Origin of the sequence: Streptomyces sp. NPDC098101 (genome assembly GCF_044760185.1) — a bacterium.
Classification (GTDB): domain Bacteria; phylum Actinomycetota; class Actinomycetes; order Streptomycetales; family Streptomycetaceae; genus Streptomyces.
Map to the genome: position 1 here is coordinate 543081 of NZ_JBIWAS010000002.1, position 24583 is coordinate 567663.

A 24583-nucleotide genomic window follows, 5' to 3' on the forward strand; every position below is an offset into this window, starting at 1 on the left:
GTAGGAGATCCATCGCCATGGCCATCGCACGACGCGGAATCCTCGGGCGCCAGCGCCGGGAGTACAAGCTTCCCGAGCCGCACCCGTCCGGTGCCCGCCCGCCGAAGCTCCCGGCCGAGCTGGTGCCGAACCACGTGGCCTGCGTGATGGACGGGAACGGCCGCTGGGCCAAGGAGCGGGGCCTGCCGCGCACCGAGGGCCACAAGGTCGGCGAGGGCGTCGTCCTGGACGTGCTCAAGGGCTGCCTGGAGATGGGCGTCAAGAACCTCTCGCTCTACGCCTTCTCCACCGAGAACTGGAAGCGCTCGCCCGACGAGGTCCGCTTCCTCATGAACTTCAACCGGGACGTCATCCGCCGCCGCCGCGACGAGATGGACGAGCTGGGCATCCGCATCCGCTGGGTCGGCCGGATGCCCAAGATGTGGAAGTCGGTCGTCCAGGAGCTCCAGATCGCCCAGGAGCAGACCGTCGGCAACGACGCCATGACCCTGTACTTCTGCGTCAACTACGGCGGCCGCGCCGAGATCGCGGACGCGGCGCAGGCCATCGCCCGGGACGTGGCGGCCGGGAAGCTGGACCCGTCGAAGGTCAACGAGAAGACCTTCCAGAAGTACCTGTACTACCCGGACATGCCGGATGTCGACCTCTTCCTGCGCCCGAGCGGCGAGCAGCGCACCTCGAACTACCTCATCTGGCAGAGCAGCTACGCCGAGATGATCTTCCAGGACGTGCTGTGGCCGGACTTCGACCGCCGCGACCTGTGGCGCGCCTGCGTCGAGTACGCCTCCCGCGACCGCCGCTTCGGCGGCGTCGACCCGGCCGACCTGGCCGTCCTCGACAAGCGCTGAGACGCGGAGACGGGGGAGGGGGACGGATGGAACTGGTCTACGCGCCGGACTTCGGCGAGCTGCACGAGGCGGTACGGGCCCGGCTGCGGGCCACCCGGCGGTGGCGGCTGCTGCGGTGGGCCGCCTACGGGGGCTGCGCGGTCGCCCTCCTCGTCGCCGTCCTGGCTTTGCTGCCGCCCGCTCCGGAGCCCGGCACGGCCGCCGCGCTGGCCGTCCTCGGGGCGGTGGCCGTGGCGTGCGCCGAGCTGGTCCCGTGGGCGACCGCCCGGAGCCTCTACCGGCTGATCGGCGCCCAGGGCGAGGTCAGGGCCCTCGTGGACGAGGACGGGGCGCGATGGACCTCCCGGGACACCGACACCGCGATCCGGTGGACCCTGCTCTCCCGGTACGCGGAGACGCCCCGGCTCTTCGTCCTCTTCACCGACCGGGCGTCCGGCACCGGCTTCGCCTACCTGCCCAAGCGGGGGCTCGCCGACGCGGCCGACACCGACCGGCTGCGGGCGCTCCTGGACCGGGGCACCGCACGGGCGTGACGTACGGGCACGGCACGCGGGAGGGCCCGCACCGGAACCGTCCGGTGCGGGCCCTCCCGCGTGTCCCAGGTGTGTCAGGTCACTCATCGGCTCACTTCTCGGCTCACTTCCGGGCGCACTCCGCGCACGTGCCGAAGATCTCCACCGTGTGCGCCACGTTCACGAAGCCGTGCTCCGCGGCAACGGCCTCGGCCCACTGCTCCACCATCGGGCCCTCCACCTCGACGGCCTTGCCGCAGAGACGGCACACCAGGTGGTGGTGGTGGTCGCCGGTCGAGCAGCGGCGGTAGACCGTCTCGCCGTCACTGGTGCGCAGCGCGTCGACCTCGCCCGCGTCCGCGAGGGACTGGAGCGTGCGGTAGACGGTGGTGAGGCCGACCGAGTCGCCGCGGTGCTTGAGCATGTCGTGCAGCTCCTGGGCGCTGCGGAACTCGTCCACCTCGTTCAGTGCCGCCGACACGGCGGCCCGCTGCTTGGTCGAGCGGCCGCGTACGGGGGGTCCTGCCGTCACCACGGGGGCCTCCTTGGATGCTTGTCTGCCCCCGCCATTCTGCCAGCCCCCCGCGCCCCCGGGATCTGCCGCGGCTCACACCTTCGCGTCGTCGCCCGGCCGCCGCCCGGCCGGGACCCGTACGTCACAGGCCGCCGGGTCCGCCGCCTCCGCCTCGGCCGCCCGGGCCCGCCGCCTCGCGAGCGGCGTGGCGAGGACCGTGAGCAGGACGAAGACCCCGATCGCGTACAGCACGATCGTTGCGCCGGGCGGGGCCTCCACGTAGTACGTGGTGATCGTGCCCGACAGGGAGACGGCGACGCCGATGAGGACCGCGCCGATGAAAGTGGCCCGGAAGGAGCGGGTGAGCTGCTGGGCCGCCGCGACCGGGACCACCATGAGCGCGCTGACCAGGAGCAGGCCCACGACCCGCATGGCGACGGTGACGGTCACCGCGGCCGTGACCGCGATCAGCAGGTTCAGGGCGCGCACCGGCAGGCCGGTGACCCGGGCGAACTCCTCGTCCTGGCTGACCGCGAAGAGCCGGCGGCGCAGCCCGACCGTGACCAGGACCACGAAGGCCGCCAGGACCGAGATCGCGGTGATGTCCTCCGGCGAGACGGTGGTCAGCGAGCCGAAGAGGTACGAGGTGAGGTTGGCGTTGGAGCCGGTCGGCGAGAGGTTGATCAGCAGGACGCCGCCCGCCATGCCGCCGTAGAAGAGCAGCGCGAGCGCCAGGTCGCCGCGGGTCTTGCCGTACGCCCGGATCAGCTCCATCGCGACCGATCCGGCGACGGCGACGAGGGTCGCCATCCAGACCGGGCTGGAGTTCAGCAGGAAGCCCAGGCCGACGCCGGTCATGGCGACGTGGCCGATGCCGTCGCCCATCAGCGCCTGGCGGCGCTGGACGAGGTAGACGCCGACGGCGGGGGCGGTGATCCCGACCAGGAGGGCGGCGATCAGCGCCCGCTGCATGAAGGCGGGTTCGAGGAATTCCATGTCAGGTCAGCAGTCCCGTGCGGAGCGGCTCTCCGGCCGCGTGCGGATGTACGTGGTCGTGGCCGGGCAGGGCGTGCTGTCCGACGGCCTCGGGCGGCGGCCCGTCGTGGACGACGCAGCCGTCGCGCAGGACCACGGCCCGGTCGATCAGCGGCTCCAGGGGGCCCAGCTCGTGCAGGACGAGGAGGACGGTGGCGCCGCCCGCGACCTGCTCGCGCAGGGTCGCGGCCAGGATCTCCTGGCTGGCCAGGTCCACGCCCGCCATCGGCTCGTCCATGATCAGGAGCTCGGGCTCGGAGGCGAGGGCGCGGGCGATCAGGACCCGCTGGTGCTGGCCGCCGGAGAGGGCGTCCACGGAGTCCCCGGCGCGGTCGGCGAGGCCGACGAGGGCGATGGCCCGCTCGACGGCGGCCCGGTCGGCCCGGGAGAGCCGGCCGAAGCGGCGGCGGGAGAGGCGGCCCGAGGTGACGACCTCGCGGATGGTGGCGGGGACGCCGCTCGCGGCGGTGGTGCGCTGCGGCACGTAGCCGACGCGGGCCCAGTCGCGGAACCGCCTCCGCTCGGTGCCGAACAGCTCGATCGTGCCGCTGGTCAGCGGCACCTGGCCGATGACGGAGCGGACGGCGGTGGACTTGCCGGAGCCGTTGGCGCCGAGCAGCGCGACGACCTCACCGCGGTGGACGGTGAGGTCGACGCCCCGGAGGACGGGCCGGCCGCCGAGGGCCGCCGTGGCCCCGCGGACGGAGACGACGGCTTCGGGGGCCTCGGTGGTGTCGGCGGCTTCGGCGGGGGTTCCCTGTGCCATGGGCCGTACCTCCTGCTGTGCTGTGGTCACTTGGCGCCGAGGGCCTTCTTCAGCGCGGTGAGGTTGGAACGCATGACCTCGACGTAGTCGCTGCCCCGGGACTTGTCCGTGATGCCCTCCAGCGGGTCGAGCACGTCGGTCTTCAGACCGGTGTCGCCCGCGAGGGTCTTCGCGGTCCTGTCGCTCGCCAGGGTCTCGAAGAAGACCGTGGTGACCTTGTCCTTGGCCGCGATCTCCTGGAGCTCCTTGATGCGGGCGGGGCTCGGCTCGGACTCGGGGTCGACGCCGGCGATGCCCTCCTGCTCCAGGTGGTAGCGCTCGGCGAGGTAGCCGAAGGCGGAGTGGGTGGTGATGAAGGTGCGGGTCGCGGTGTTCTTCAGGCCCGTCTCGAACTCGGTGTTCAGGTCGCCGAGCTTCTTCACCAGGGCGTCGGTGTTCTTCTTGTAGTCGGCCGCGTGGTCCGGGTCGGCCTTCTCGAAGGCGCTGCCGACGCCCTTGGCGACCTCGGCGTACTTCACGGGGTCGAGCCAGACGTGGGGGTCGGTGCCGGCCTCGGAGCCGTGGTCGTGGCCCTCTTCCGCCCCGTGCTCGTCGGCGTGCTCGTGGCCCTCTTCGCCGTGACCGTGGTCGTGGTCGTGACCGGCCCCGGTGCCGTGGGCTTCGAGCTTGGTGAGGGTGGCGGCGTCGACCGTGTTCTTGACGCCGGCCTGGGCGATGGCCTCGTCGACGGCGGGCTGGATGCCCTTGAGGTAGAGGATGACGTCGGCCTCGCCGAGCGCGCCGATCTGCTTCGGCTTGAGCTCCAGGTCGTGGGGCTCGACGCCGGGCTTGGTGAGCGTCTCGACGGAGACGTGGCCGCCGCCTATCCGCTCGGCCAGGTACTGCATCGGATAGAACGACGCCACCACGTCCAGCTTGCCGCCCTTCCCCCCGTCGGCGGCGTCGGAGGTCCCGGCGCAGGCGGAGAGGGAGACGAGGCCGAGCGCGACGGCTCCGGCGAGGGCGGTGGTGGGTATCAGGCGACGTACGTTCATGACACTCATTTTCAACAAAATTGGAAACGGTTGTCAATTGCCTTCCGTGTGGTCCGGCCCACGCGACCTCCCGGCGTCCCGCGCCCCCTCCTCGCGCGGAACCGATTTGATGCGGGGGGTACGGGCGCCGGTAACCTGTGGCATTCGCACTTCGTCGTCGTAATGAAGAGAGCACCGTGGCCGCCGACAAGATCGACACCATCGTCAGCCTGAGCAAGCGCCGTGGCTTCGTCTACCCCTGCAGCGAGATCTACGGCGGCCAGAAGGCCGCCTGGGACTACGGGCCGCTGGGTGTCGAGCTGAAGGAGAACATCAAGCGCCAGTGGTGGCGTTACATGGTCACCGCGCGCGAGGACGTCGTCGGCATCGACTCGTCGGTCATCCTGGCCACCGAGGTCTGGGAGGCGTCCGGTCACGTCGCCACCTTCACCGACCCGCTGACCGAGTGCACCTCCTGCCACAAGCGCTTCCGCGCGGACCACCTGGAGGAGGCGTACGAGGAGAAGCACGGCCGCCTCCCCGAGAACGGCCTCGCCGAGCTCAACTGCCCCAACTGCGGCAACAAGGGCACCTTCACCGAGCCCAAGAACTTCTCCGGCCTGCTCGCCACGCACCTCGGCCCGACCCAGGACTCCGGCTCCGTCGCCTACCTGCGCCCCGAGACCGCCCAGGGCATCTTCACCAACTTCGCCCAGGTGAAGACCACCGCGCGCAAGAAGCCCCCGTTCGGCATCGCGCAGATGGGCAAGTCCTTCCGGAACGAGATCACTCCGGGCAACTTCATCTTCCGCACCCGCGAGTTCGAGCAGATGGAGATGGAGTTCTTCGTCAAGCCGGGCGAGGACGAGGAGTGGCAGGAGTACTGGATGCAGCAGCGCTGGAACTGGTACACCGGCCTCGGGATGCGCGAAGAGAACATGCGCTGGTTCGAGCACCCGCAGGAGAAGCTCTCCCACTACTCCAAGCGCACCGCCGACATCGAGTACCGCTTCTCCTTCGGCGGCAGCGAGTGGGGCGAGCTGGAGGGCGTCGCCAACCGCACGGACTACGACCTGAGCGCCCACTCCAAGGCCTCCGGCGCCAACCTCTCCTACCTGAACCAGGAGACCGGCGAGTCGTACACGCCGTTCGTCATCGAGCCCGCCGCCGGTGTCGGCCGCGCCATGCTGGCCTTCCTGCTCGACGCGTACACCGAGGACGAGGCCCCCAACGCCAAGGGCGTCATGGAGAAGCGCGTCGTGCTGCGCCTCGACCACCGCCTGGCTCCGGTCAAGGCCGCGGTCCTGCCGCTCTCCCGCAACCCGCAGCTCTCCCCGAAGGCCAAGGGCCTGGCGGCGGACCTGCGCCAGAACTGGAACATCGAGTTCGACGACGCCGGCGCCATCGGCCGCCGCTACCGCCGCCAGGACGAGATCGGCACCCCGTTCTGCGTGACCGTCGACTTCGACACCCTCGAGGACAACGCGGTGACCGTGCGCGAGCGCGACACCATGAAGCAGGAGCGCGTCTCCCTCGACCAGATCCAGGGCTACCTGGGCAGCCGCCTCCTCGGCTGCTGAACCGCACCACCCCTGTAGTACGGCAGTACGGCGAAGCCCCCGGTTCCGGACCACGGAACCGGGGGCTTTCCCGTTCGTCCGGGGCCCGTCGGGCGTCAGGCGCGCAGGCCGCGCAGCAGCAGCCCCACCACGGCCTCGAACTCGGTCTCGATCGTGGGGCGCCGCCACTCCGGCGCGTAGGCCGGGTCGTGGAAGCGGGAGGTCGCGTCGAACAGCGCGCGGGCCGTCGCGTCCGGATCGGGGGCGGTGAACTCCGCCTCCCGGGCGCCCTCCTCCACGATCGACCGCACCTGGTCGATCAGGACGCCGATGTGCTGCTCGACCACCCCGCTGCTCTCGTCGATCAGCACGTTGTACGTGGCGAACAGCTCGGGGTCGTCGCCCGCCTTGTGCCGCTTGGCCTCGAAGAGGTGGGAGAACCAGGCGTGGAGCTTCTCCGGCGCCGGCCGGTCCGGGGCCGCGGTCAGCTCCGCGAGGGCGGTCTCGGTGCGCGAGAGCCACCGCTCGGTCACCGCCTCGCGCAGCGCCGCCTTGGTGCGGAAGTGGCGGTAGACGCTGCCGTGGCTGACGCCGAGGACCCGGGCCACGTCCACCACGGTCGCCTTCGCCGGACCGTAGCGCCGGAGCACCTCCTCGGTGGCTTCGAGGATGCGCTCTGCGGTCAGGGTCTCGGTGGCGGCCATGGAAGGACAGTACCTTTCGGCCGGAACCCGCCGGCGCTCACGACCGCTCGCTGTCCAGGTGCGCCATCTGCGCCGCCGGGTAGCGCTCGCCGGCCGCCGCGCCCGCCGGGACGGCCTCCTCGATCGCGGCCAGGTCGGCGGCGTCGAGCACGACGTCCAGGGCGCCGAGCGCCTCCGCCAGCCGGTCCCGGCGCCGGGCGCCGACCAGCGGCACGATGTCCGCGCCCCACCGCTCGCCCTGGGCCAGCACCCAGGCGACGGCGATCTGCGCGACCGACACGCCCTTGGCCTCGGCGAGCGCCCGCAGCCGCTCCACCAGGTCCAGGTTCCGCCGGAGGTTCTCGCCCTGGAAGCGCGGGCTCATGCCCCGGAAGTCGCCCGGCGCCAGCTCCCGGTCCCGGGTGAAGTGGCCGCTGATCAGACCGCGCGACAGGACCCCGTAGGCCGTGACGCCGATGCCCAGCTCGCGGGCGGTGGGCAGGATCTTCTCCTCGATGGACCGGGAGATCAGCGAGTACTCGATCTGGAGGTCCGCGATCGGGGTCACGGCCGCCGCCCGGCGCAGGGTGTCCGCGCCGACCTCGGAGAGCCCGACGTGCCGCACGTGTCCCGCCTCGACCAGCTCGGCGATGGCGCCGACGGTCTCCTCGATCGGCACGTCCGGGTCGACGCGGGCGATCCGGTAGATGTCGATGTGGTCCGCGCCCAGCCGCTGGAGCGAGTACGCCGCGAAGTTCTTCACGGCGGCCGGCCGGCCGTCGTAGCCGGTGAAGCCGCCCTCGACCGTGCGGAGCGCGCCGAACTTCACGCTGGTGAGGGCCTGCTCGCGGGCGGCGGCGGGCGCGGTCCGCAGCGCCTCCGCGATCAGCAGTTCGTTGTGCCCCATCCCGTAGAAGTCGCCGGTGTCCAGGAGGGTCACCCCGGCGTCCAGGGCGGCGTGGATCGTCGCGATCGACTCGGCGCGGTCGCTCTCGCCGTACAGCGCGGACATGCCCATGCAGCCGAGGCCCAGGGCGGAGACCCGGGGGCCGGTGGCGCCGAGCGGGCGGGTGGGGACGCGGTCGGGGGTGGGGGAGGTGCTCTGTGTCGTGGTCATGGTTCAACCTTGGCACGGGCGATGACAGATTTCAATATCTGTCATTCCTTCGAGTGGTGCGGGGAAAATCGGGTGCCGCCGGGAGGGGGCCGGGGTAGCGTCCCCGGCATGTCCTCGTTCTTCCAGATCTACGAGTGAGCGCTCAGCGCCGGGGCTGACCGAGCCCGACCACCGACCACCTCACCACTGACGGGAGAACCCCATGGCGAAGGGCCGCAACAACCTCCTCGGCGTCGGCGGACAGCGCAAGAAGCTGTCCCGCGCCGACCAGCAGGCCACCACCCGGGGCCGCGCCGACGACCGGCGCACGGCCGACGACCGGAAGCAGGACCTGCTGAAGAAGATGCGCGAGCGCGCCGGAGGAGCCGAGGGCGCCCACGACTCCCACGACTCCCAGGACGTCCAGGACGCCCAGGGCGCTCGGAGCGCCGCCCCCGAGGGCGCCGCCCAGGGGTAGGCACGACAAGCGACGGAGGGGCCGGAAGCGCGCACGTACGCGCCCCGGCCCCTCCCTCGTACCCCCGTGTCCGCCCGCCCGGATGTGACCTCGGGCATGTTCGGGCAGCGCGGCCGACCGGCGACCGCCGCCGTGCGCGACAATGGGCGGATGACCGCGTTCACCCCCCTCGCCATCGGGCCGCACATCGTGCAGCCCCCGGTGGTGCTCGCCCCGATGGCCGGCATCACCAACGCTCCCTTCCGCACCCTCTGCCGCGAGTACTCCGGCGGCAAGGGGCTGTTCGTGAGCGAGATGATCACGACGCGCGCCCTGGTCGAGCGCAACGAGAAGACGATGCAGCTCATCCGGTTCGACGAGACGGAGAAGCCGCGCTCGATCCAGCTCTACGGGGTGGACCCGGTGACGGTCGGCAAGGCCGTCCGGATGATCGTCGACGAGGACCTGGCCGACCACATCGACCTGAACTTCGGCTGCCCGGTCCCCAAGGTGACCCGGAAGGGCGGCGGCTCGGCCCTGCCCTACAAGCGGCCGCTGCTGCGGGCGATCCTGCACGAGGCCGTGACCAACGCGGGCGACCTGCCGGTCACCATGAAGATGCGCAAGGGCATCGACGACGACCACATCACCTTCCTGGACGCGGGCCGGATCGCGGTCGAGGAGGGCGTCACGGCGATCGCCCTGCACGGGCGGACGGCGGCCCAGCACTACGGCGGCACGGCCGACTGGGACGCCATCGCGCGCCTCAAGGAGCACGTGCCGGAGATCCCGGTCCTCGGCAACGGCGACATCTGGTCGGCCGACGACGCCCTGCGGATGATGCGCGAGACCGGCTGCGACGGCGTGGTCGTCGGGCGCGGCTGCCTGGGCCGCCCCTGGCTGTTCGGGGACCTCGTGGCGGGCTTCGAGGGCACGGGCGCCTACGCGCAGCCCCCGCTGCGGGAGGTCGCGGACGCGATGGTCCGCCACGCCCGGCTGCTCGGCGAGTGGCTCGGGGACGAGGCACGCGGTGTCATCGACTTCCGCAAGCACGTGGCCTGGTACCTGAAGGGCTTCGCGGTCGGCTCGGAGATGCGCAAGAAGCTGGCGATCACCTCGTCCCTGGACGAGCTGAGCGCTCAGTTGAGCGAGCTCGACCTGGACCAGTCGTGGCCCGTCGGCGCGGACGGCCCCCGGGGCCGTACGTCCGGAAACAACCGAGTCGTCCTGCCGGACGGCTGGTTGAAGGACCCCTACGACTGCTCCGGCGTGAGCGAGGACGCGGAGCTGGACACGTCCGGCGGGTGAGTCCGGCGGCTGAGATCCGGCCTTTCCCGGGGAGTGATCCTCGCCACCCTTGAGGGGGTAGGTGCTCACATGAGCAGGTTACGGGCGACTGCACCGCCTGAAGGGTGGCACCCGGTGCCACCCTTTTTGCGTTCACAAGTTGAACGCAAGTGCCGGGATGGATGCTCACATGAGCGATCCAGCTCTGTTTTGGGTCATGGAAACTTCGGAACCTGAAAACGGAAGCAACCTCTTGGTTACTTTCAAAGCGCTGGCGGATGGGTGGTTAAGACCAGCTGACCGCTAGGCGTACCTCCCTAGAAGCCTTCGATCTGGGTATGTTCCTCGCCGTCAGGGCAGCCAACCGAGTCGTCGAGGAGTCGTGGCCCGTGTCGGAAAACAATGATCAGAAGTTCGTCTACGACTTCACCGAGGGCAACAGGGACCTGAAGGACCTGCTCGGTGGCAAGGGCGCGAACCTGGCCGAGATGACCAACCTCGGTCTGCCGGTCCCTCCCGGCTTCACGATCACCACCGAGGCGTGCAAGGTCTACCTCGAAAGCGGCTCCGAGCCGGCCGCGCTCCGCGACGAGGTCAGCGCGCACCTCGACGCCCTGGAGCGGAAGATGGGCAAGAAGCTCGGCCAGGCCGACGACCCGCTGCTCGTCTCCGTCCGCTCCGGCGCGAAGTTCTCGATGCCCGGCATGATGGACACCGTGCTGAACATCGGCCTCTCCGACGAGTCCGTCACGGGCCTCGCGCGCCAGGCCGACAACGAGCGCTTCGCGTGGGACTCGTACCGCCGGCTCATCCAGATGTTCGGCAAGACCGTCCTGGACGTCGACGGCGAGCTCTTCGAGGACGCGCTCGACGAGGCCAAGGCCGCCAAGAAGGTCGCCAGCGACACCGACCTGGACGCCGCCGACCTCAAGAAGGTCGTCGAGCGGTTCAAGGCGATCGTGAAGACCGCGACCGGCCGCGACTTCCCGCAGGACCCGCGCGAGCAGATGGACCTCGCCATCGAGGCCGTCTTCAACTCCTGGAACACGGACCGCGCCAAGCTGTACCGCCGCCAGGAGCGCATCCCGGGCGACCTCGGCACCGCCGTCAACGTCTGTTCGATGGTCTTCGGCAACCTCGGCCCGGACTCCGGCACCGGCGTCGCCTTCACCCGCGACCCCGCCTCCGGCCACCAGGGCGTCTACGGCGACTACCTCCAGAACGCGCAGGGCGAGGACGTCGTCGCCGGCATCCGCAACACGGTGCCGCTGGCCGACCTGGAGTCGATCGACAAGACGTCGTACGACCAGCTCATGCACATCATGGAGACCCTGGAGACCCACTACAAGGATCTCTGCGACATCGAGTTCACCATCGAGCGCGGGCAGCTCTGGATGCTCCAGACCCGCGTCGGCAAGCGCACCGCCGGTGCCGCCTTCCGCATCGCCACCCAGCTCGTGGACCAGGGCCTGATCGACGAGGCCGAGGCGCTCCAGCGCGTCAACGGAGCGCAGCTCGCCCAGCTGATGTTCCCCAAGTTCGACGACGGCGCCAAGGTCGAGCAGATCGGGCGCGGCATCGCCGCCTCCCCGGGCGCGGCCGTCGGCAAGGCCGTCTTCGACTCGTACACGGCCGTCAAGTGGTCCCGCTCGGGCGAGAAGGTCATCCTGATCCGCCGCGAGACCAACCCCGACGACCTGGACGGCATGATCGCCGCCGAGGGCATCCTCACCTCGCGCGGCGGCAAGACCTCGCACGCCGCCGTCGTCGCCCGGGGCATGGGCAAGACCTGCGTCTGCGGCGCCGAGGAGCTGGAGGTCGACACCAAGCGCCGCCGGATGACCACCTCCGACGGCCAGGTGGTCGAGGAGGGCGACGTCGTCTCCATCGACGGCTCCACCGGCAAGGTGTACCTCGGCGAGGTACCCGTCGTACCGTCCCCGGTCGTCGAGTACTTCGAGGGCCGGATGCACGCGGGCGCCGACGACGCCGACGAGCTGGTCCAGGCCGTCCACCGGATCATGGCCTACGCCGACCGCGTCCGCCGCCTGCGGGTGCGCGCCAACGCCGACAACGCCGAGGACGCCTCGCGCGCCCGCCGCTTCGGCGCCCAGGGCATCGGCCTGTGCCGCACCGAGCACATGTTCCTCGGCGAGCGCCGCCAGTACGTCGAGCGCCTGATCCTCGCGGACACCGACGCCGAGCGCGAGGACGCCCTCAAGGCCCTCCTGCCGCTCCAGAAGCAGGACTTCGTGGAGCTCTTCGAGGCCATGGACGGGCTGCCCGTCACGGTCCGGCTGCTCGACCCGCCGCTGCACGAGTTCCTGCCCGACATCACCGAGCTGTCGGTCCGCGTCGCCCTCGCGGAGTCCCGCAAGGAGCCGCACGAGAACGAGCTGCGCCTGCTCCAGGCCGTGCACCGGCTGCACGAGCAGAACCCGATGCTGGGTCTGCGCGGCGTCCGCCTCGGCCTGGTCATCCCCGGCCTGTTCACCATGCAGGTCCGGGCCATCGCGGAGGCCGCCGCCCAGCGGATCGACGCCAAGGGCGACCCGCGCGCCGAGATCATGATCCCGCTCGTCGGCACCGTCCAGGAGCTGGAGATCGTCCGCGAGGAGGCCGAGCAGGTCATCGAGGAGGTCCGGGCGCAGACCGGCGTCGACCTCAGGCTGGCGCTCGGCACCATGATCGAGCTGCCGCGCGCCGCCGTGACCGCCGGTCAGATCGCCGAGGCCGCCGAGTTCTTCTCCTTCGGCACCAACGACCTGACGCAGACGGTCTGGGGCTTCTCCCGCGACGACGTGGAGGCCAGCTTCTTCACCGCGTACCTGGAGAAGGGCATCTTCGGCGTCAGCCCCTTCGAGACCATCGACAAGGACGGCGTGGGCGCTCTGGTCCGCAGCGCCGTCGAGGCCGGCCGCGCCACCCGCCCCGACATCAAGCTCGGCGTCTGCGGCGAGCACGGCGGCGACCCGGAGTCGGTGCACTTCTTCCACGAGGTGGGCCTCGACTACGTCTCCTGCTCGCCCTTCCGGATCCCGGTGGCGCGTCTGGAGGCGGGCCGCGCGGCGGCCGAGTCGAAGGGCAGCGACAGCCGCTGAGGCGGTACGGGCCTCCGCCGGGCTCCGGTCCGGCCGGAGGCCCCGACCGCTCCTGAACCCCGGTTCAGGAGCGGGCCCCGATCCCTGCTGAACCCCCGTTCAGCAGCGGATTCACCGAACCCCCGGGGCCGTCGCCGGTCCTCTTCTCCACCCTCACCGGCGGGCGGCGGCTCCGGATTCACAGGGACGGGACGGACACCTTTGTGCGGAGGTGTCCGTCCCGTCGTTTTTCTCCCCGGGGCGCGGCCGCTCATTTCGCCGGGCCGTCGATCAGATGTGGATTCGTGTTCAATTACGGCCGATTGAATTATTGGCCATTGAACTTTTCTGTTTCCGTGCCGCAAAGAGCGGGGCGGGCGCGGCCCCCGGATCCCCACCCGGAGGCCACGCCCTTTACCGATGCCGGGCAGGTGAGCCGCAACCCTCGCCGACCGCCGCCGGACGGGCAAAGCCCCCCACGGTCTTCACCACGTCACCTCGGTCCAGAAGGTTTCCTGCCCGACCCGTACAGCTTTTCGGTTCCGCCCCGTTCGCCGCGATGCTTTTCAACTGTGGCTGAAACACCCTGGTAACGTGCAGTGATGCTGTGCATACTCGTCGTCGGGGGTGGTTGCGAGTGCACAGGTGGGGACCTCATGCTGCGGATTCATTTCACCGGAAACGACTTGGCGGGGGTGCGGACGGCGGCCCGGCCGGATGTTCTGTGGGAAACGATTCTGAGCTTTCACCGGTTAAGGGACCGACGCGGTCCGGTCGTCTACGGAGAATGGCGCTCGGAGGCGCGGGCGCGGCTCGGCGGTGAGACCCGGATCCTCGCCGCCCTCGTCCCCAGCAGGGGCTATTTCCCCGACTTCCTGACGCCCGCCGAGGGGGTCAACGGCCTCGACGAGGGCCTCCAGGCGATCCGCGCGACCGACCCCGGCCGGCTCCGCGGAGAGCTCTCGCTGCTCGCCGCCGACCGCTCCGGCGGACGGACCGTGCCCCACTCGCTGCGCGCCCTCGCCGACGGGGGAGCGGAGCCCTTCGACCGGCTCGTGGGGGCCCTGCGCGGCTACCACCGGGCCGTCGTCGAGCCGTACTGGCCGCACATCCGGGCCCGCGTCGAGGCCGACCGGGCCCGCCGGGGCCGGGCCCTCCTGGACGGCGGCGCCGAGGAACTGCTCGCCTCGCTGCCGCCGATGCTGCGCTGGCGCGCGCCCGTCCTGGAGGCGGACTACCCGGTGGACCGGGACGTCCACCTCGACGGGCGCGGGCTGCTGCTCCAGCCCTCGTACTTCTGCCGGGGGACGCCCGTCGTGCTGCGCGACCCCGCGCTGCCGCCGGTCCTCGTCTACCCCGTCACCCACGGCGAGGCGCCGACCGTCCGCGCGCCGGGCGGCTCCTCGCTCGCCAAGCTCGTCGGGCAGACCCGCTCCACGGTGCTGCACGCCATCGGGGACGGCGGCACGACCAGCGAGCTCGCGCGCCGCGCCGGGGTGTCGCTCGCCTCGGCCAGCCAGCACGCGGGCGTCCTGCGCGAGGCCGGGCTCATCGCGACCCTGCGCCACGGCAACGCGGTCCTGCACACCCTGACGCCGCTGGGCGCCGCCCTCCTCGGCGGCGCCCAGCAGAAGAAGGTGGACCTGCGCTGCTACGCGCGGAACGGGCCCGTCACCTCGTAGGTGATGCCGCCCGAGGAACTGCCGCTCGTGCCCCGCTGGCTGGAGAAGTACAGCCGCCTGCCGTCGGGGGAGAAGGCCGGTCCGGTGATCTCCGAGCCGGACTGGCCGTTGATCCGCAGGAACGGGGCGACGACGTCGTCCGGGGTGATGACGCAGATCTCCATGTTGCCGCCGTCCTCGGCGACGTACAGGTCGCCGGAGGAGGTGCCGGTGACGTTGTCGACGCCGGTGAGCGGGGCGCCGCCGGAGACCAGCGAGTCGTCGTAGGCCAGCTCGTACGTGCCGGCGGCGAGGTTCACCTGCCAGACCCGGTTGTCGCCCTTGGTGGTGAACCAGACCGTGTCGTTCGCGTAGTAGCAGCCCTCGCCGCCGTTGAAGCGCTTGGCGCCGGAGACCTGGTTGCGGGTGACGGTCGGGGAGCCGTCCGGGTCCGGCACGTTCTGCCAGGTGAAGGTGCCGGACGTGGCCGTGGACGCCTTGAAGACCTGGAGGGTGCCGGAGGAGAGGTTGCCCCAGGTGGTGGGCAGGAAGCGGTAGAAGCAGCCGTCCGACTCGTCCTCGGTCAGGTAGATCGCCTTCCGGACCGGGTCGGCGGCCGCCGCCTCGTGCTTGAAGCGGCCCATCGCGTCCCGGCGGTACGCCGTGCCGCCCCACGGGTTCGACTCGTAGACGTACCCCAGGGACACCTCCTCGCAGGACAGCCAGGTGTTCCACGGGGTGGCGCCGCCCGCGCAGTTCTGCCGGGTGCCGGAGAGGATCCGGTACGCGCCGGTGATCGTGCCCGACGCGTTGAACCTGACCGCGCTCGCGCCGCCGCTGGGGTTGATCTCCGAGTTCGAGACGTAGATCCAGCCGGTTCCGTCGACGAAGCAGGCGCCGCCGTCGGGGGCGTTGTGCCAGGTGTACGAGGTGCCGGTGACCGTCTGGCCGGACCGGGCGATCACCCGGCTGGTGAACCCGGCCGGCAGCTGGATGCCGTTCGCGTCGGCCGTGCCGAGCGCCCCGTAGGGGCCGGCGCCGGGCTGGGCAGGGGCGGCGAAGGCCGCACCGTGCCACAGGCTGCCGCCGAAGGCGGCGGCCGAGGTACCGATGACCGCTCCGCGCAGGAAACCGCGTCGCTCCACGTCTCACTCCCGAGAAGGATGGTGAACGCCCCGTCGCACCGGTCGGCGACGGGGTCGCGCGTCTCCGGAACCTAGGAGCGGGGGATTGACGGAGCGTCAACGAACGGTGACCGGGAGACGGCGGGCGGGGGTATGGGGGAGGGGGTACGAGGGAGGCGGGTACGAGGGAGGGATTACGAGGGAGGGGTTACGGGGGAGGGGCCGGGTCGCGGCCCCGCGCGGGTCCGGCGCCTTCCGGACGGCGGGTCCCTCCGGGGACCTTCGGCACTGGGCGGGCGGGGCGGCGCGGGGGAGACTGGGGACATGCCTGCCACCCGGGACATCAGCGACCGCGCCGACCTCGACGTGCTGCTGCGCCGCTTCTACACCGAGGCCTTCGCCGATCCGCTCATCGGGCCCTTCTTCACGGAGGTCGCCGGGACCGACCTGGAGGCCCACCTGCCGGGGATCACCGACTTCTGGGAGCGCGCCCTGTTCCGCACCGCCTCCTACGGGCGGGACGCCTTCGCCCCGCACGCCGCCCTCCACTCCGCCCGGCCGCTCACCGCCGCCCACTTCGGGCGCTGGGTCCAGCTCTGGCGCGCCTCCGTCGACGGGCTCCACCGGGGGCCGAGGGCCGAGCGGGCCAAGGCGCAGGGGGAGCGGATCGCCCTGGCCATGCTGCGGCGGCTCGCCGGAACGGACGCGTCCACCGAAGCCGAAGGCGCGGGCGGCGGGTTCGTGCCCCTCGCGGCCCTCCGGCTGCGCACCGTGGCCTGACCCCGGCGGGCCGGACGGGCCGGGTGGAAAAATTCTTTCCCGAGCGGCGATGAGTTCCGGGCGGCGCCCCCGTCTTACCTCTCGAAAGCGCCGGAACGCACCGAGCGGCCCGGCCGACCGAGGAAGAGAGAACGCCATGGCCCCGCAGATGATCTTCGTGAACCTGCCCGTGAAGGACCTCGACGCCAGCAAGGCCTTCTTCGAGAAGCTCGGCTACTCCTTCAACCCGCAGTTCAGCGACGACACCGCCGCCTGTCTCGTCATCAGCGACACGATCTTCGCGATGCTGCTCACCGAGAAGAAGTTCGGGGAGTTCACCGCCCCGGGCAAGGAGATCTCCGACGCCACGAAGGCCACCGAGGTCCTGATCACCCTGAGCGCCGAGAGCCGCGAGAAGGCGGACGAGCTGGCCGACGCGGCCCTCGCCGCCGGCGGCACCCCGGCGAAGGAGCCGATGGACATGGGCTTCATGTACGGCCGCTCCTTCACCGACCTGGACGGCCACCACTGGGAGGTCTTCTGGATGGACCCGGCCGCCTCCCAGGGCTGATCCGGCGGACGGAGACTCAGGCCGCCACCCCGCCGTCGACCACCAGGTCGGTGCCGACGGCGGAGCCGGCCGCGTCCGAGGCGAGGTAGAGGACCGCCGCCGCGATCTCCGCGGCGGACGAGATCCGGCCGAGCGGCGATTCGCCCTTCATCCGGACCTCCCGCTCGGCCTCGGTCTCGCCGGGCCGCAGCGACATCGTGGACTCCGAGGCGCCGGGGCTGACCGCGTTGATCCGGACCCCGTCGCCGATGTGGTCCAGGGCGGCCGCCCTGGTCAGCGCCGACACCGCCGCCTTGGAGACCTGGTAGCCGAAGACGCCGGGGAACCGGACGTGCGGGCCCAGGTTGGACGAGACGTTCACGATCGCCCCGCCGCCGTGCGCCCGCATGTGCGCCACCTCGGCCTGCAGGGCGTGCAGGACCCCGGTGACGTTGACGTCGAGCAGTGCCTGCCAGTCCTCCAGGGGCAGGTCGGCGGCGCGGTGGCCGCCGCCCCGGAAGATCCCCGCGTTGTTCACGGCGACGTCCAGGCCGCCGAAGCGCTCGACCGTGCGCCGGACCAGCTCCCGGGTGGAGGCGGCGTCGGTCACGTCGGCGGTGACCGCCGCCGCGGTGCCCCCGGCGGCCCCGATCAGGGCGACCGTCTCCTCCAGGGTCTCCGCCGTGCGTCCGGCGGCGACGACCTTCGCGCCCTCGGCGGCGAAGGCGAGCGCGACGGCCCGGCCGAGACCGGAACCGGCTCCGGTGACGAGGACGACGCGGTCGGTGAAGCGTGCGGACACGAGGGGCTCCTTCTGTCGTGACGGTACATTCTTGACCGTACGTTCCAATATTCGGGCCGAAGAAAGGGCACCCTCGCGGGCGCCCGTCCCCGGATCGTTCAGTCCAGCAGGGTCAGCGCCTGTTCCGCCGCGTCCCGCACCCTGGCCGGGTCGCTCGACGCCTTGCCGACCACCCGGACGCCCTGGAGCAGGACCAGGAGCATCCGGGCCAGCGCCCGCGGGTCACGGCCGGCCGGGAGCTCGCCCCCGGCGCGGGCCCGGACCAGCGCCGCGTGCAGCAGCGTCTCCAGCTGCTCCCAGTTCAACTCGACCCGGCGGGCCACCGCCGTGTCGTGCGGCCCCAGCTCCGCCGCCGAGTTGGTGACGAAACAGCCGTTCAGGCGCTCGCCCTCGGTCGCCGCCTCGGCGGCGAAGCGGCGGACGAGCGCCCGGACGGCCGGCAGGGCGGGGCCCGGCGCGGACAGCTCCTCGACGAGCCGGGGGTCCTGGCTCTCGGCGTACCGGTCCAGCGCCTTCAGGTACAGCTCGTGCTTGTTCCCGAAGGTCGCGTAGATGCTGGCGCGGCCCACCCCGAGGTGCTCCACGAGGTCCGCCATCGTCGTCGCCTCGTAGCCGCGCGCCCAGAACAGTTCGAGGGCTGCCCGGAGCGCGGCGTCCGGATCGAATTCCTTGGTCCTGGCCACGCCCCGACCCTAGGCTTTTCTGGAACGAGCGGTCAAGTCACAGGGAGCGTACGGGATACACCGCCACCGCGACCCCGTCGTCGTCCAGGCAGCGGCCCGTCTCCAGGTCGAACCGCTGCTTCAGGAGCGGCGAGGCCACGAACGGGCGCCCGCCCGCCGAGCCGACCAGGCCCCGGGAGAGCACCTGCGCCCCCGTGAACGGGTCGCGGTTGTCGATCGCGTACGTCCGGCCCGACCGGTCCCGGAAGACCGCCGCCTGCCGGCCGTCCGGCAGCAGCGCGGCCACGCCGCGCCCCGGGGTCAGCCGGGACTCCTCGCAGACGGCCATCCAGGACTCGGGGGAGAGGGACAGTTCGAGCGTCTTCAGCGGTTCGGGCGTCTTCGGCGGTTCGAGCTTCGTCAACGGTTCGGGCGTCGTCATCGGGAGGCAACCCCTTCCAGGGTGAGGAACGTGAGGTCCGGCTTGATCTGGTCGCGCTCCGGCACGAACCGGACCGAGGGGTCCGGCGCGTCCGGGGCGTTCACGAAGGAGACGAAGCGCCGCAGCCGCTCCGGGTCGTCGAGGGTCTGCGCCCACTCGTCCTGGTACGCGTCGACGTGCGCCGCCATCAGCGCCTCCAGCTCGTCGCAGAGCCCGAGCGAGTCGTGCACCACCACGTCCTTGAGGTGGTCGAGCCCGCCCTCCAGGCGCTCCAGCCAGGTCGACGTCCGCTCGAGCCGGTCCGCCGTCCGGATGTAGAACATCAGGAACCGGTCGATCAGCCGGATCAGTTCGGCGTCCGACAGGTCCTGGGCGAGCAGGTCCGCGTGGCGCGGGGTCGCGCCGCCGTTCCCGCCGACGTACAGGTTCCAGCCGTTCGCCGTCGCGATGATCCCGAAGTCCTTCGACTGCGCCTCGGCGCACTCGCGGGCGCAGCCCGAGACCGCCGACTTCAGCTTGTGCGGGGCGCGCAGGCCCCGGTAGCGCAGTTCGAGGTGGATCGCCATCTTCACCGAGTCCTGCACGCCGTACCGGCACCAGGTCTGCCCGACGCAGGACTTCACCGTGCGCAGCGACTTGCCGTACGCGTGCCCCGACTCGAAGCCCGCGTCGACCAGCCGGGTCCAGATCGCGGGGAGCTGGTCCACCCGGGCGCCGAAGAGGTCGATCCGCTGCCCGCCGGTGATCTTCGTGTAGAGGCCGTAGTCGCGGGCCACCTCACCGATCACGATCAGCTTGTCCGGGGTGATCTCCCCGCCGGGGATGCGCGGCACCACCGAATAGGAGCCGTTGCGCTGCATGTTGGCGAGAAAGTGGTCGTTGGTGTCCTGGAGGGAGGCCTGCTCGCCGTCCAGGATGTAGCCGTTGTTGAGCGAGGCCAGGATCGAGCCCACGGTCGGCTTGCAGACCTCGCAGCCCTCGCCGCCCCGCGCCTCCGGCCGCCCGTGCGAGTCGAGCAGCGCGGCGAACGAGGTCAGACGCAGGGTGCGGGCGATCTCGTACAGCTCGCTCCTGCCGTACGGGAAGCAGCCGCAGAGCCCCTGGTCGGCGGCGGCCGGCAGCAGCTTTTCGATCACCTTCACGCAACTGCCGCAGCCCGTCCCGGCCTTGGTGCACTTCTTCACCTCGGCGAGCGAGGAGCACTGGCCGATCGCGTGCTTCGTGACGTTGTGGCAGGAGCAGATCACCGCGTCGTCCGGCAGCGCCGAGGGGCCGAGCGCCACCGGCGCGCCCGCGCCCGCCGGGAGGACCAGCTGCTCGGGGGAGACCGGCGGGACCGTGCCGGTCAGCGGCCGCAGCAGCCCGTACGAGTCGGCGTCACCGACCAGGACGCCGCCGAGCAGCACGCCCTCGCCGTCCACCACCAGCTTCTTGTAGACGCCCGAGCGGGAGTCGGAGTACACGACGTCGAGGCAGCCCTCGGCCGTGCCGTGCGCGTCGCCGAAGGAGGCCACGTCCACGCCGAGCAGCTTCAGCTTGGTCGACATGTCGGCGCCCGTGAAGCCGCCACCGGCCTCTTCCGCGAGGACCGCCGCCACCGTCTGCGCCATCTCGTAGCCCGGCGCCACCAGGCCGTAGACCCGCCCGTCGACCGCGAGCGCGCACTCCCCGATCGCGAAGACCGCCGGGTCCGAGGTCCGGCACAGCTCGTCGACGGCGATGCCGCCGCGCTCGCCCACGGCCAGGCCGCAGTCCCGGGCCAGCCGGTCCCGGGGCCGTACGCCCGCCGAGAAGACGACCATGTCGGTGGCCAGCTCGGAGCCGTCCGACAGCCTCATGCCCGTCACGGCGCCGTCCGCCGTCACGACCTCCTGCGTGCCCGTCCCCGTGTGGACGGTCAGGCCCATCCGCTCGATCGTGCGCAGCAGGGCCGCGCCGCCGCCCTCGTCCACCTGCACCGGCATCAGGCGCGGCGCGAACTCCACCACGTGCGTGTCGAGTCCGAGGCCCTTGAGCGCGCCCGCCGCCTCCAGGCCGAGCAGCCCGCCGCCGACCACCGCGCCGGTCGTCGCCGTCTTCGCGTACTCCTCGATCGCCAGCAGGTCCTCGATCGTGCGGTAGACGAAACAGCCCCGGGCGTCCTTGCCGGGCACCGGCGGGACGAAGGGGTACGAGCCGGTGGCCAGGACGAGCGTGTCGTACGCGAAGACCCGCCCCGAACGGGCGGTCACCGTCCGGGCCTCCCGGTCCACCGACGCGGCCGCGTCGCCCACGTACAGCTCGATGCCGTGCTCCGCCATGAAGCCCGCCCCGACCATCGACAGGTCGTCGGGGGTCTTCCCGGAGAAGTACGAGGTGAGCTGGACGCGGTCGTAGGCCGGGCGCGGCTCCTCGCAGAGGACCACGATCCGGGCCCGCCCGGTCAGGCCCCGGTCGGCGAGCGCCTCCAGGAACCGCTGGCCGACCATTCCGTGGCCGACCAGGACGATCGTCGGGGCGTGCGCGGTGGTGTCAGCGTCAGCGCTCATGTCAGGAGCCTCCGTCGTGGGTGAGCAGGTGGAGCAGGGGGGCCTCGGGGAGGGCCTCGTCGCCCTCCCAGGCCCGGGCGAGCGTGCCGACCGCGGCCAGGTCGCCGAGGAGGACGCCCCCGACGAGCCGGTCGCCCCGGACGACGACCTTGCGGTACGCGCCCCGGGTGGGGTCGGTGAGCTGGACGGTGTCGTCGCCCGGCCGCGCGGTGACCTCGCCGAAGGCGGCCAGGTCGAGGGGGCGCGGACCGGTGAGGGTGAGCCGGGTGAGGGAGCGGGTGCCGGTGTAGGCGGCCGGTGCCGTGGGCGCGGGCGCGTCGGAGGCCCCGGTCCCGGTCTCCCGCGCCAGCACCTCCGCCAGCGCGTCGGCCTGTTCGAGGGCCGGGCCCGCGAGGCCGTAGACCCGGCCCGCGTGCTCCGCGCAGTCGCCCACCGCGTGGACCAGCGGGTCGGAGGTCCGCAGCTCGTCGTCGACCACGATCCCGGTGGCGACGTCGAGCCCCGCCTCCCGGGCCAGGGCCACCCGGGGCCGCACCCCGCAGGCCAGGACCACGACCCCCGCGTCGAGCACGAAGCCGTCGGCGAGTTCGACCGCCGTGACCGCCCCGTCCCGCTGCCGCAGCCCGCCGACCCGGCACTCGGTGTGCACCTCGACCCCGAGGGACTCGACGTGCTCCCGGAGCAGCGCCGAGGCGTGGGCGTCGAGCTGGCGCTCCATCAGGCGCTCGCCCTGCTGGGCGAGGACCACGTCCGCGCCGAGCGCCGCGAGCGCCCGGGCCGCCGACACCCCGAGGAGCCCGCCGCCGACGACCACGGCCCGCACCCCGGGCCGTACCGCCGCGCGCAGCGCCAGGCAGTCGTCGAGCGTACGGAAGGGGTGGACGCCCGCCGGGAGCGCCGCCCCGCGCAGTCCGCGCAGCGGCGGCAGCACCGGGTTCGAGCCCGTCGCCAGGACCAGGCGGTCGTAGCCGACGCGCGAGCCGTCCGCGCACTCCACCGTCCGTGCCGCCCGGTCGATCCGCACCGCCCGGGTCCCGAGCCGGGCCGGCCCGCGGGTCCCGGGCAGCGCGATCACCTCGGGGGCGTACCGCCCGGCGAGGACGTCGGCGAGCAGCACCCTGTTGTACGGTGCGTGCGGCTCCTCGCCGAGGAGGGTGACGGGCAGGCGCCGGGCGAGCCGGGCGCCCGCCGTCCCGCCCCCGACCACCACGATCCGTGTACTCATGACCGGAAGCGTGCGCGGCCGGTGTTACCCGACGGCATCCCGTCTGTTTCCCGTACGGAACGCTGATCTCCGCCCCCGGCCCCGGCCGCTGTGAGGGGCCGGGGGAACCGCCTCCGGCCGCTGCGGGGTGCCGCCGGGCCCGCCCCGGCCGCTATGAGGTGCCGCAGGCCCCGTCCCCGGGTTAACCCGTGGTCAGCCTCGCCTCAAGCCCGCCTTAAGGATCGGACGGACGCGGCTGAGCTGCGGATTCCCGTATACGGGCGGACCTAGGGTGCCGGATGTGACCACCGAGGCCAGCCACCCTCTCTACGTACCCCTCACCGTGCCGCAGACCGCCGGGCCCCGCCGCCGGCGTCCTCCGGCCCCGCCCGTCCCCGCCCTCCGGCTCGCCCCCGGGCGGCTGCGGACCGGCATCGTCGCCGGGGCCGGGGCCGTCGGCCTCCTCTGGGGCCTCCAGGCCCGGCCCTCCGCCCGGCTCGACGTCCTCTTCGCCTCCGGCGCCCACCTCACCGGCCTCCTCGGCGGATACGGCGTCCTCGTCCTGCTGCTGCTCATGGCCCGGGTCCCGGCCGTCGAGCACGGCGTCGGCGCCGACCGGCTCGCCCGCTGGCACGCCCTCGGCGGCCGGTACGTCCTCGGCCTGATCGCCGCCCACGCCGTCCTCGCCCTCTGCGGCCACGCCGTCCACACCCACGCCGACCTGGTCACCGCCACCGGGGACCTGCTGTCGTACGGGGCCGTCGCCGCCGCCACCGCTGGGACCGCCCTGTTCGCCGCCGTCGGAATCACCTCCGCCCGTTCCGTACGCCGCAGGCTCCGGCACGAGACCTGGCGGGCCGTCCACCTCGGCGCCCTGCTCGCCGCCGCGCTCGGCTTCGTCCACCAGCTCGCGGGCCCCGACATCGCCGGCGGCCTGCTCACCCGCTGGCTCTGGTCCATGGCGCACGCCACCGTCGCCGTCCTCCTCCTCTGGTACCGGATCGTCGTCCCCGCCCGCGCCGCGCTCCGCCACGACCTGCGGGTCGCCGAGGTCCGCGACGAGGGCCCCGGGGTCGTCTCGGTCCTGGTCCGGGGCAAGGGGGTGGACCAACTGCGCGCCGAACCCGGCCAGTTCTTCCGCTGGCGCTTCCTGCGGCGCGGCCTGTGGGCCACCGCCCTCCCCTTCTCGCTCTCCGCGCCCGTCCGCGACGACACCCTGCGGATCACCGTCAAGGCGCTCGGCGACCACACCCGCCGGGTCCGGCGGCTCCGCCCCGGCACCCGCGTCCTCGCCTCCGGGCCCTTCGGGGCGCTCACCGCCCATCGCCGCACCCGCCGCAAGGTCCTGCTGCTCGCGGGCGGGGTCGGCATCACCCCGCTGCGGGCCCTCTTCGAGACGCTGCCCGGCGGGCCCGGCGACGTCACCCTCCTCTACCGCGCGTCGGACGCCTCCGCCGTCGTCCTGCGCGAGGAGCTGGAGTCCATCGCCCGCGAACGGCGGGCCGCCCTGCACTTCCTCCTCGGCCCCTCCGACGGCTCCTTCGACCCGCTCGCCCCGCGCGCCCTGCGCAACCTCGTGCCCGAACTCGCCGCCCACGACGTGTACCTGTGCGGCCCGCCCGCGATGGCCCGGGCCGCGACCGCCTCCCTGCGCCGGGCCGGGGTGCCGGCCTCCCGCATCCACAGCGAGGACTTCGACCATGCGTAGACCCACGAACGTGACCAAGACTCCGGTCAGGACCCCGGTCAGGACTCCGGTCAGGACTCCGGTCAGGACTCCGGTCAGGACTCCTGGCAGGGCTTCGGCCTCGGCCAGGCACGGCGCCCCGCCCTCCCCGGTGGAGCGGGCCCGGCGACGCCTCGCCGCCGGGCTGCTCGGCGCCGGGGCGCTCGCCGCGACCCTGCTCACCGCCGCCGTCACCCCGGCCGCCCCGCCCGCGCCCGACCGCCCGCCGGGCACCGCAAGCTCTGACGTAGCTCAACTCTCCCGGGATTGATGGA

23 protein-coding genes are annotated in these 24583 nt (G+C 72.4%); 11 read left to right on the forward strand and 12 right to left on the reverse strand.

Going from position 1 to position 24583, the window contains the following annotated elements; translation table 11 throughout:
• Positions 1 to 23: 23 nt before the first annotated feature.
• Together ACIQVI_RS09475 and ACIQVI_RS09480 are read left to right on the forward strand one after the other, a co-directional pair.
• Positions 24 to 848 (forward strand): isoprenyl transferase, encoded by an 825-nt coding sequence (locus tag ACIQVI_RS09475; protein WP_351970935.1) that lies wholly within the window; start codon positions 24 to 26, stop codon positions 846 to 848.
• Positions 849 to 874: 26 nt separating this feature from the next.
• The gene (locus ACIQVI_RS09480) at positions 875 to 1381 is read left to right on the forward strand and encodes a YcxB family protein (RefSeq protein WP_351970924.1); all 507 of its coding nucleotides are present in this window, start codon (positions 875 to 877) and stop codon (positions 1379 to 1381) included.
• Positions 1382 to 1484: 103 nt separating this feature from the next.
• Here the strand turns inward: ACIQVI_RS09480 and ACIQVI_RS09485 are convergent, their stop codons facing one another.
• From ACIQVI_RS09485 to ACIQVI_RS09500, 4 genes are all read right to left on the reverse strand, one after another.
• Positions 1485 to 1895 (reverse strand): Fur family transcriptional regulator, encoded by a 411-nt coding sequence (locus tag ACIQVI_RS09485; protein ID WP_403593206.1) that lies wholly within the window; start codon positions 1893 to 1895, stop codon positions 1485 to 1487.
• A 72-nt stretch (positions 1896 to 1967) separates the two neighbouring features.
• Entirely contained in the window at positions 1968 to 2870 is a 903-nt protein-coding gene (locus ACIQVI_RS09490; protein ID WP_351970922.1) for a metal ABC transporter permease, read from the reverse strand.
• A 1-nt stretch (position 2871) separates the two neighbouring features.
• Complete coding sequence (locus ACIQVI_RS09495; protein ID WP_351970921.1) at positions 2872 to 3675, reverse strand: metal ABC transporter ATP-binding protein; 804 nt, start codon at positions 3673 to 3675, stop codon at positions 2872 to 2874.
• 26 nt (positions 3676 to 3701) lie between these two features.
• Positions 3702 to 4709, reverse strand: coding sequence for a metal ABC transporter solute-binding protein, Zn/Mn family (locus tag ACIQVI_RS09500; protein ID WP_351970920.1), 1008 nt, complete (start codon positions 4707 to 4709; stop codon positions 3702 to 3704).
• A 176-nt stretch (positions 4710 to 4885) separates the two neighbouring features.
• Here ACIQVI_RS09500 and ACIQVI_RS09505 point away from each other — a divergent pair, with 176 nt between their 5' ends.
• Positions 4886 to 6268: a glycine--tRNA ligase gene (locus ACIQVI_RS09505; protein WP_403593211.1), complete on the forward strand. Its 1383-nt coding sequence runs from the start codon at positions 4886 to 4888 to the stop codon at positions 6266 to 6268.
• Between the two features lie 95 nt (positions 6269 to 6363).
• On the opposite strand, the gene ACIQVI_RS09510 is transcribed toward ACIQVI_RS09505, so the two are convergent.
• Positions 6364 to 6951, reverse strand: a complete 588-nt coding sequence (locus ACIQVI_RS09510; RefSeq protein WP_121829459.1) for a TetR family transcriptional regulator — start codon at positions 6949 to 6951, stop codon at positions 6364 to 6366.
• Between the two features lie 37 nt (positions 6952 to 6988).
• Positions 6989 to 8047 carry an aldo/keto reductase gene (locus ACIQVI_RS09515; RefSeq protein ID WP_403593214.1) on the reverse strand — a complete coding sequence of 353 codons (1059 nt, stop codon included), beginning with the start codon at positions 8045 to 8047 and terminating at the stop codon, positions 6989 to 6991.
• A 202-nt stretch (positions 8048 to 8249) separates the two neighbouring features.
• On the opposite strand from ACIQVI_RS09515, the gene ACIQVI_RS09520 reads away from it, so the two are divergent.
• From ACIQVI_RS09520 to ACIQVI_RS09535, 4 genes are all read left to right on the forward strand, one after another.
• Positions 8250 to 8504 carry a DUF6243 family protein gene (locus tag ACIQVI_RS09520; protein ID WP_403593217.1) on the forward strand — a complete coding sequence of 85 codons (255 nt, stop codon included), beginning with the start codon at positions 8250 to 8252 and terminating at the stop codon, positions 8502 to 8504.
• Between the two features lie 150 nt (positions 8505 to 8654).
• Complete coding sequence (dusB, locus tag ACIQVI_RS09525; RefSeq protein WP_403593220.1) at positions 8655 to 9791, forward strand: tRNA dihydrouridine synthase DusB; 1137 nt, start codon at positions 8655 to 8657, stop codon at positions 9789 to 9791.
• Positions 9792 to 10159: 368 nt separating this feature from the next.
• Positions 10160 to 12871, forward strand: coding sequence for a pyruvate, phosphate dikinase (ppdK, locus tag ACIQVI_RS09530; protein WP_351970916.1), 2712 nt, complete (start codon positions 10160 to 10162; stop codon positions 12869 to 12871).
• Positions 12872 to 13506: 635 nt separating this feature from the next.
• Complete coding sequence (locus ACIQVI_RS09535; protein WP_351972600.1) at positions 13507 to 14532, forward strand: helix-turn-helix domain-containing protein; 1026 nt, start codon at positions 13507 to 13509, stop codon at positions 14530 to 14532.
• Here ACIQVI_RS09535 and ACIQVI_RS09540 read toward each other — a convergent pair.
• A complete protein-coding gene (locus ACIQVI_RS09540; RefSeq protein WP_403593224.1) occupies positions 14502 to 15656 on the reverse strand; it encodes an alkaline phosphatase PhoX in 1155 nt (384 codons plus the stop codon). The two genes, ACIQVI_RS09535 and ACIQVI_RS09540, sit on opposite strands and share 31 nt — an antisense overlap.
• Positions 15657 to 15959: 303 nt before the next feature.
• Between ACIQVI_RS09540 and ACIQVI_RS09545 the strand changes: the two genes are divergently transcribed.
• Both ACIQVI_RS09545 and ACIQVI_RS09550 read left to right on the forward strand, forming a co-directional pair.
• Positions 15960 to 16415, forward strand: coding sequence for a group III truncated hemoglobin (locus ACIQVI_RS09545; protein ID WP_403593227.1), 456 nt, complete (start codon positions 15960 to 15962; stop codon positions 16413 to 16415).
• A 136-nt stretch (positions 16416 to 16551) separates the two neighbouring features.
• Positions 16552 to 16965 carry a VOC family protein gene (locus tag ACIQVI_RS09550; RefSeq protein WP_403593230.1) on the forward strand — a complete coding sequence of 138 codons (414 nt, stop codon included), beginning with the start codon at positions 16552 to 16554 and terminating at the stop codon, positions 16963 to 16965.
• Between the two features lie 16 nt (positions 16966 to 16981).
• On the opposite strand, the gene ACIQVI_RS09555 is transcribed toward ACIQVI_RS09550, so the two are convergent.
• The 5 genes from ACIQVI_RS09555 to ACIQVI_RS09575 form a co-directional block, all read right to left on the reverse strand.
• The gene (locus ACIQVI_RS09555; RefSeq protein ID WP_403593233.1) at positions 16982 to 17746 is read right to left on the reverse strand and encodes an SDR family NAD(P)-dependent oxidoreductase; all 765 of its coding nucleotides are present in this window, start codon (positions 17744 to 17746) and stop codon (positions 16982 to 16984) included.
• Positions 17747 to 17844: 98 nt separating this feature from the next.
• Positions 17845 to 18429 (reverse strand): TetR/AcrR family transcriptional regulator, encoded by a 585-nt coding sequence (locus tag ACIQVI_RS09560; protein ID WP_403593236.1) that lies wholly within the window; start codon positions 18427 to 18429, stop codon positions 17845 to 17847.
• 37 nt (positions 18430 to 18466) lie between these two features.
• Complete coding sequence (gene nirD, locus ACIQVI_RS09565) at positions 18467 to 18757, reverse strand: nitrite reductase small subunit NirD (RefSeq protein ID WP_373682719.1); 291 nt, start codon at positions 18755 to 18757, stop codon at positions 18467 to 18469.
• 89 nt (positions 18758 to 18846) lie between these two features.
• Positions 18847 to 21378, reverse strand: a complete 2532-nt coding sequence (gene nirB / locus ACIQVI_RS09570) for a nitrite reductase large subunit NirB (protein WP_403593239.1) — start codon at positions 21376 to 21378, stop codon at positions 18847 to 18849.
• Between the two features lies 1 nt (position 21379).
• The gene (locus ACIQVI_RS09575; protein WP_403593243.1) at positions 21380 to 22603 is read right to left on the reverse strand and encodes an NAD(P)/FAD-dependent oxidoreductase; all 1224 of its coding nucleotides are present in this window, start codon (positions 22601 to 22603) and stop codon (positions 21380 to 21382) included.
• Positions 22604 to 22874: 271 nt separating this feature from the next.
• Here ACIQVI_RS09575 and ACIQVI_RS09580 point away from each other — a divergent pair, with 271 nt between their 5' ends.
• Entirely contained in the window at positions 22875 to 24290 is a 1416-nt protein-coding gene (locus ACIQVI_RS09580) for a ferric reductase-like transmembrane domain-containing protein (protein WP_403593246.1), read from the forward strand.
• Positions 24283 to 24579 (forward strand): hypothetical protein, encoded by a 297-nt coding sequence (locus ACIQVI_RS09585; RefSeq protein WP_403593249.1) that lies wholly within the window; start codon positions 24283 to 24285, stop codon positions 24577 to 24579. The genes ACIQVI_RS09580 and ACIQVI_RS09585 overlap by 8 nt, the downstream gene beginning before the upstream one ends.
• Positions 24580 to 24583 lie beyond the last annotated feature (4 nt).

What these genes read in the sequence shown, in the direction of transcription:
- nirB (WP_403593239.1), bottom strand. Translation starts at nt 21,378, where the DNA reads ATGAGCGCTGACGCTGACACCACCGCGCACGCCCCGACGATCGTCCTG.
- ACIQVI_RS09520 (WP_403593217.1), top strand. Translation starts at nt 8,250, where the DNA reads ATGGCGAAGGGCCGCAACAACCTCCTCGGCGTCGGCGGACAGCGCAAG.
- nirD (WP_373682719.1), bottom strand. Translation starts at nt 18,757, where the DNA reads ATGGCCGTCTGCGAGGAGTCCCGGCTGACCCCGGGGCGCGGCGTGGCC.
- ACIQVI_RS09480 (WP_351970924.1), top strand. Translation starts at nt 875, where the DNA reads ATGGAACTGGTCTACGCGCCGGACTTCGGCGAGCTGCACGAGGCGGTA.
- ACIQVI_RS09490 (WP_351970922.1), bottom strand. Translation starts at nt 2,870, where the DNA reads ATGGAATTCCTCGAACCCGCCTTCATGCAGCGGGCGCTGATCGCCGCC.
- dusB (WP_403593220.1), top strand. Translation starts at nt 8,655, where the DNA reads ATGACCGCGTTCACCCCCCTCGCCATCGGGCCGCACATCGTGCAGCCC.
- ACIQVI_RS09495 (WP_351970921.1), bottom strand. Translation starts at nt 3,675, where the DNA reads ATGGCACAGGGAACCCCCGCCGAAGCCGCCGACACCACCGAGGCCCCC.
- ACIQVI_RS09585 (WP_403593249.1), top strand. Translation starts at nt 24,283, where the DNA reads ATGCGTAGACCCACGAACGTGACCAAGACTCCGGTCAGGACCCCGGTC.
- ACIQVI_RS09500 (WP_351970920.1), bottom strand. Translation starts at nt 4,709, where the DNA reads ATGAACGTACGTCGCCTGATACCCACCACCGCCCTCGCCGGAGCCGTC.
- ACIQVI_RS09535 (WP_351972600.1), top strand. Translation starts at nt 13,507, where the DNA reads ATGCTGCGGATTCATTTCACCGGAAACGACTTGGCGGGGGTGCGGACG.
- ACIQVI_RS09545 (WP_403593227.1), top strand. Translation starts at nt 15,960, where the DNA reads ATGCCTGCCACCCGGGACATCAGCGACCGCGCCGACCTCGACGTGCTG.
- ACIQVI_RS09515 (WP_403593214.1), bottom strand. Translation starts at nt 8,047, where the DNA reads ATGACCACGACACAGAGCACCTCCCCCACCCCCGACCGCGTCCCCACC.
- ACIQVI_RS09510 (WP_121829459.1), bottom strand. Translation starts at nt 6,951, where the DNA reads ATGGCCGCCACCGAGACCCTGACCGCAGAGCGCATCCTCGAAGCCACC.
- ACIQVI_RS09575 (WP_403593243.1), bottom strand. Translation starts at nt 22,603, where the DNA reads ATGAGTACACGGATCGTGGTGGTCGGGGGCGGGACGGCGGGCGCCCGG.
- ACIQVI_RS09550 (WP_403593230.1), top strand. Translation starts at nt 16,552, where the DNA reads ATGGCCCCGCAGATGATCTTCGTGAACCTGCCCGTGAAGGACCTCGAC.